The following is a 5,606-nucleotide window of genomic DNA, read 5'->3' on the forward strand; positions in this document are numbered from 1 at the left end:
CGAGCGTGGCGGCGAGCGCACCTGCGAAGGCGTCCCCCGCCCCGGTGGTGTCCACCGGCCGCACCGGGAGCGCGGGCACCCGTGTGTCCCCCGCGGACGTCAGCACCAGCGCCCCGCCCGCACCGGAGGTCACCACGGCTGCCCGGGGTCCGAGGTCGAGGAGTCCGCGGGGATCGGTCTCGCGCTCCTCCGACGCCCCCGGCGCCCGGTCACCCGTGGCGGAACCGAGCAGCCACGCGGCCTCGTGCTCGTTGACCAGCAGGACGTCGACCGCGCCCAGTGCCGCACCACTCACACCCGTGACGGGGGAGAGGTTGAGCACCGTTCCGACACCCGCCCGCGCGGCCGCGCGGAGCGCGTGCTCGACGGTTTCGAGGGGGATCTCCATCGACACCACCATCAGCTGCGCGCCGGGGAGCGCCTCGTCGACGTCGGCGGGACGCAGTGCCTCGTTGGCTCCCGGGGAGACCAGGATCGAGTTCTCCCCGTCCGGCGTCACTGTGATGTACGCCACTCCGGTGGGGCGGTCGCGGACGTGGCGGACGGCCGAGACGTCCACCCCGGAGCGCTCCAGGGACGTGCGCACCCGCCGGCCGTGCTCGTCGGCACCGATCGCCCCGAGCAGCGCGACGTCCGCCCCCAGGCGCGCGGCGGCGACGGCCGTGTTGGCGCCCTTTCCCCCGGGATGGATCACCGTGTCCCCACCGAGCACGGTCTCCCCGGCCCCGGGACGGCGCCGGGCCGGGACGACGAGATCGATGTTGGCCGAACCGACGACCAGCACGTGCGCTTCCACGTCCGCCAGACTGCCACGGACCGGGCGAGAGCACCGGGGTCCGCGGCGGGCGGGACCGGCGGGTCTCGCACTCGGTGTGCGCCCGTGTGCGTTCCGAGTTGTGCGGACGTGAAATCCTTTGTAGCTTTCATCACTACGCGAACAAGACCCGATGATGCTCGCGTGGATTTCACTCATTAGGGTGAGAGTTGGTGGAAGGCGTCACCGTGGCGACACGGAGAGCTCTTCACTGGGAGCACCGCCTGTGTGCGGCTGTGTCCACCGGTCACCGCACCGGTCGGGCATCGAGTCGCCGGCATCGGTCACGTAGCCCCCCGAGTGATCGGTGCCGGCGGCGCCCGGCCCGTTCCGCGCGCGCCGACCATCACCCGTGTGTGCGTGCTCACAGTGCGGAAAGCGCCGTTCGCGTACTCTCTCCGAGTTCACCTCGGAGCCGAACGGATGCGGCGGCGACGAAACGGGAGACGACGACGTCGGATGAGCAGTCCTGCACGGCGGAACCGGGAACGCGCGGCCACCGACCGGGAGATCCGCCGGACCGCGCGGACGCTGCTCGTCGAACACGGCCCGGAAGCCGTCACTCTCCGCGCCATCGCCCGCGAACTGGGCCTCACGGCTCCGGCGCTCTACCGCTACTACGGCTCCCGCGACGATCTCGTCGAACACCTGCGGCGCGACATCGTCACCGACCTCGGCGCCGAGCTCGCCTCGGACAGCGCGGGCCTGCCCGGCGACGGCCCACGCCAGTTGTTCTCCATCTGCCGGGGGTTCCGGCAGTGGGCGCTGACCCACATGAACGAGTTCACCCTGGTCTTCGCCTCACCCACCGGTGAGATCGGGACCGGGCGGAGCAGTGTGGCGACGTTGAACCACGTCAGCGAACCGCTCGGGCACGCCTTCCTCGTCGCCGCCGGCCGGGTGCTCACCACACACCGGATCGCCGCCCCCGGCGACGACATCGTGCCGCCCGAGCTGCGTGACGACCTCGCCGCCTACCGCGACTCCCTGCTGTCGGTACTGTCCGACTCGGGGCTGGCCGTGACCGCCGACCGGTTCACCCTCGGCACCACCTACCTGATGATGCAGTTCTGGGCGCGTATCTACGGCCACGTCACCCTCGAGGTCTTCGGCAACTACCCGATCCCCGTCGCCAAACCCGACGCCCTCTTCGACGCCGTCCTCGCCGACCTCGCCCGCGAGATCGGCCTCGACGTCGACCTCCCCTGACCCGGTGCTCACCGGCGTGTTGCCGTGAGGGGCACATTTCCTGCGTCTGATGCAGGGAATGTGCCCCTCACGGCCCCGAGCGCAGCGAAAGTGCCCTTCACGGCAACACCCGGGTGCGGGGGTCGGGTCACTTCACGATGTTGACCAGGCGGTTCGGGACGACGATGACCTTGCGGGGTTCGGCGTCGCCGAGGAGTGCGGCGATCTTCTCGTCGGCCAGCGCGGCCTTGCGGATCGCCTCCTGGTCGGCGTCGGTGGCGACCACGACCCGGGAACGGACCTTGCCGTTGACCTGGATCGGGTACTCCACCGTCTCGTCGACCAGGTACTTCTCGTCCGGCACCGGGAACGGCCCGTGCACCAGCGAGTCCGGGTGGCCCAGCCGGTCCCACAGCTCCTCGGCCAGATGCGGGCACATCGGGGCCAGCATCAGCACCAGCGGCTCCGCCAGCGCCCGCGGCGTCGCGGCCGCCGACCCGTACGTCTTGGTGACGTAGTTGTTCAGCTCGATCAGCTTGGCGCCCGCGGTGTTGAACCGCAGCTCGGCGTAGTCCTCCCGCACCCCGGCGATCGTGCGGTGCAGCTGACGCAGGTCCTGCTCGGTGAGCTCCGACCCGTCGACCCGGACCTCACCGGTCGTCTCGTCCACGACCAGCCGCCACAGCCGCTGCAGGAACCGCTGTGCGCCGACGACGTCCTTGGTCGCCCACGGGCGGGAGTCCTCCAGCGGCCCCATCGCCATCTCGTAGAAGCGGAAGGTGTCGGCGCCGTAGTCCCGCGCCATGTCGTCCGGCGTGACGACGTTCTTGAGGCTCTTGCCCATCTTGCCGTACTCCTGGGTGACCTCCTCGCCGTTGTGGAGGAACCGGCCGTTCTCCTCGGTCACCTCGTCCGCGGGCACGTAGAACCCACGGGAGTCGGTGTAGGCGTAGGCCTGGATGTAGCCCTGGTTCACCAGCCTGCGGTACGGCTCCTCGGAGGAGACGTGGCCCAGGTCGTACAGCACCTTGTGCCAGAACCGCGCGTACAGCAGGTGCAGCACCGCGTGCTCCACACCGCCCATGTACAGGTCCAGCCCGCCCGGATCGTCCACGCCGTGCTCGGCGGGACGCGGGCCCATCCAGTACCGCTCGTTCTCCGCGTCGACGAACCGCTCGGTGTTCGTCGGGTCGATGTAGCGCAGCTGATACCAGCACGATCCCGCCCACTGCGGCATCACGTTGGTGTCCCGGCGGTAGGTCTTCGGGCCGTCGCCCAGGTCGAGGGTGACGGTGACCCAGTCGGTCGCCTTGGACAGCGGCGGCTCCGGTTCGCTGTCGGCGTCCTCCGGATCGAACGTGGTCGGCGAGTAGTCCGGCACGTCCGGCAGCTCGACGGGCAGCCGGTCCTCGGGCAGCGGGATCGGCGTCCCGGCCTCGTCGTAGACGATCGGGAACGGCTCGCCCCAGTAGCGCTGGCGCGCGAACAGCCAGTCCCGCAGCTTGTACTGCACACTGCCCTCGCCGTGGCCGTGTTCCTCCAGCCATTGGATCATCGTCTTCTTGGCGTCCTCGACGTCCATCCCGTTCAGCGTGAGGTCCGCGTTCGACGAGTTGATCGCCGGGCCGTCGGCGGTGTAGGCCTGCCCGTCGAAGTCCTCGGGCGGCCGCACCGTCCGCACGATGTCCAGTCCGAAGGCCGTCGCGAAGTCCCAGTCGCGCTGGTCCTGGCCGGGCACCGCCATGATGGCGCCGGTGCCGTAGCCCATCAGCACGTAGTCGGCCACGAACACCGGGATACGCGCGTCGTTGGCCGGATTGACGGCGTACGACCCGGTGAACACCCCGGTCTTGTCCCTGCTCTCCTGCCGGTCCAGCTCGGATTTGCGGGCAGCCTGCTCCCGGTAGGCGGCGATCGCCTCCGGCGGGGTCGCCGCCCCACCGGTCCAGCGCCCGTCCACGCCCTCCGGCCACTCGGCGGGGGTCAGCTCGTCCACCAGCGGGTGTTCCGGCGCCAGCACCATGTAGGTGGCACCGAACAGGGTGTCCGGGCGGGTGGTGAAGACCTCGAGGGCGTGCGCACCCGCGCGGAACCGGACGTTGGCGCCCCGCGACCGGCCGATCCAGTTCCGCTGCATCGACTTGATCTTGTCCGGCCAGTCCAGCCGGTCCAGGTCGTCGACGAGCCGGTCCGCGTAAGAGGTGATCCGCATCATCCACTGCTTCAGGTTCTTGCGGAACACCGGGAAATTGCCGCGCTCGCTGCGTCCGTCGGCGGTGACCTCCTCGTTCGCCACCACCGTGCCCAGTCCGGGAGCCCAGTTGACCGGCGCGTCCGAGAGATACACCAGCCGATGCGAGTCGATGATTTCCCGCTGCTCGGCCTCGGAGAGTTCGCTCCAGGCACGGCCGTCCGGCGTGGCCCGCTCACCCTCGGCGTAGGCACGCTCCAGCTCGGCGATCGGACGGGCCCGGTCCTGTTCGGTGTCGTACCAGGAGTTGAAGATCTGCAGGAAGATCCACTGGGTCCACCGGTAGTACTCGACGTCGGTGGTGGCGATCCGCCTGCGCTCGTCGTGGCCGAACCCGAGCCGCTGGATCTGGCTCAGGTAACGCTCGATGTTCGCCTCGGTGGTGGTGCGGGGGTGCGTGCCCGTCTGTGCGGCGTACTGCTCGGCGGGCAGCCCGAAGGCGTCGAAGCCCATCGTGTGCAGCACGTTGCGGCCGATCATCCGGTGGTACCGGGCGAACACGTCGGTGCCGATGAATCCGAGCGGATGACCGACGTGCAGGCCCGCACCCGACGGGTACGGGAACATGTCCTGCACGAAGAGCTTGTCCGAGGGCAACGGACCGCTGTCGTCGGCGAGCGGGCCGGCCGGGTTCACCGCGTGGTAGGTCCCGTGCGCGGACCAGTGCTCCTGCCAGCGCTTCTCGATCCGCTCCGCCAGCTCCGCCGTGTAGCGGTGCGCCGGAGTCGTCTCCGTGCCGTCCGTCATCGCCGATCCTCCTGTGTCCTGCCGCAGAGACAACGCGACCCCTCAGCCCGTGGGCGTGAGGGGTCTCGCCGCGCTGTCCGGGAGTCCCGTCTCAGCGCGGCCAACCAAGGAGCGGGTCGACCGTCGTCGCTCTGGTCAGCGTCGTCATTGACACCCATGGTATCCCGTCCGACCACGGTGTTCGCCGAAGGCCCTCGTCGGCCGGGAGGCCGGACGTGGCCGACGGCACCCGACTGCGGAACCGTCGCCCCGGCACCGGAACGTATCCTCAACGGCGTGTTCGCGCTCGCCCTGATCCCCGCGCTCCTCGGTGTCCTCGTCGGCTGGGGTGGTTACCTCGGCTGGCGGGAGAAGCTGCCCCGCTCCCGCCGTGCGGGCGTGCGCACCGACGCCACGATGCGCAGTGACGAGGCGTTCCGGGTGGCCAACCGGGTCGCGGGGTTGCCCACGATGGTCGGCGGCGCGGTCGGTGTGCTGGCGGGTGTCGCCACACTCGCGATGCCCGGCACGCCGGGCGCCCTCATCGCGGCGGTGGTCGGTGTGCTGGGCGTGTTCGTCCTGCTCGCCGGGGGTGGCCTTCTCGGCCACCGTGCGGCGGCCGCCGTG

Annotated in this window: 4 protein-coding genes; 2 read left to right on the forward strand and 2 right to left on the reverse strand. The window is 70.4% G+C overall.

Annotated features, from left to right (window positions below):
• A partial coding sequence (locus SACHA_RS22355; RefSeq protein WP_019810958.1) for a ribokinase occupies window positions 1-796 on the reverse strand: 796 nt, incomplete at its 3' end.
• 477 nt (window positions 797-1,273) lie between these two features.
• On the opposite strand from SACHA_RS22355, the gene SACHA_RS0114825 reads away from it, so the two are divergent.
• The gene (locus SACHA_RS0114825) at window positions 1,274-2,023 is read left to right on the forward strand and encodes a TetR/AcrR family transcriptional regulator (protein ID WP_019810959.1); all 750 of its coding nucleotides are present in this window, start codon (window positions 1,274-1,276) and stop codon (window positions 2,021-2,023) included.
• Between the two features lie 127 nt (window positions 2,024-2,150).
• Here the strand turns inward: SACHA_RS0114825 and leuS are convergent, their stop codons facing one another.
• A complete protein-coding gene (gene leuS, locus SACHA_RS0114830) occupies window positions 2,151-5,000 on the reverse strand; it encodes a leucine--tRNA ligase (protein ID WP_019810960.1) in 2,850 nt (949 codons plus the stop codon).
• Window positions 5,001-5,276: 276 nt separating this feature from the next.
• On the opposite strand from leuS, the gene SACHA_RS0114835 reads away from it, so the two are divergent.
• On the forward strand, window positions 5,277-5,606 hold a 330-nt coding region (locus SACHA_RS0114835), incomplete at its 3' end, for an SdpI family protein (protein WP_019810961.1).

Origin of the sequence: Saccharomonospora halophila 8 (genome assembly GCF_000383775.1) — a bacterium.
Lineage (GTDB): Bacteria > Actinomycetota > Actinomycetes > Mycobacteriales > Pseudonocardiaceae > Saccharomonospora > Saccharomonospora halophila.

Excerpts from the sequence above, each read along its gene's own strand:
- leuS (WP_019810960.1), bottom strand. The coding sequence starts at position 5,000 with ATGACGGACGGCACGGAGACGACTCCGGCGCACCGCTACACGGCGGAG.
- SACHA_RS0114825 (WP_019810959.1), top strand. The coding sequence starts at position 1,274 with ATGAGCAGTCCTGCACGGCGGAACCGGGAACGCGCGGCCACCGACCGG.